This window comes from Pseudomonas sp. K5002, from assembly GCF_013386655.1.
Lineage (GTDB): Bacteria > Pseudomonadota > Gammaproteobacteria > Pseudomonadales > Pseudomonadaceae > Aquipseudomonas.
Window position 1 is genome coordinate 377 of sequence record NZ_JACARK010001491.1, and the last position, 410, is coordinate 786.

The 410-nt window shown below is 65.1% G+C and carries 1 protein-coding gene; it reads right to left on the bottom strand.

Going from position 1 to position 410, the window contains the following annotated elements:
• Positions 1–395 (bottom strand): nitroreductase family protein (locus HX846_RS40110; protein ID WP_256740472.1); only part of this gene is annotated, 395 nt, incomplete at its 3' end.
• Between the last annotated feature and the right edge of the window lie 15 nt (positions 396–410).

Consider the following 410-nt stretch of genomic DNA (forward strand, 5'->3'; position numbering starts at 1 on the left):
GATGCCATGTCCATTTCCGGCAAGGTGCGGCGCCCGAAGATATGCCGCTCGCGGTCGTCCATCAAGGCAGCCACCAGCACTTCGGCGCAGTCGTTGATGCCTTCGACCTTGAGCTTCATGAACTGGTCGGAGCGCTCGCCGAGAGCCTCGGCGGTGCGTACGCGTTCTTCTTCCACTAGCTGCTGGATCTGGCCGCGCAGGTTGCGGTCGCTGATGCGGATAAAACGCCAGGGCTGCATCAAGCCGACGCTCGGCGCCTGGTGCGCGGCTTGCAGCAGGCGATGGAGCAATTGCGGCGCCACGCTGCCACCGCTGAAGTGCCGCATGTCGCGGCGTTCGGCGATGGCACGGTAGACGGCTTCGCGGTCGGCTTCCGGAAAGGCGTTGTCAGTCATGGCCTCATCGCGGGC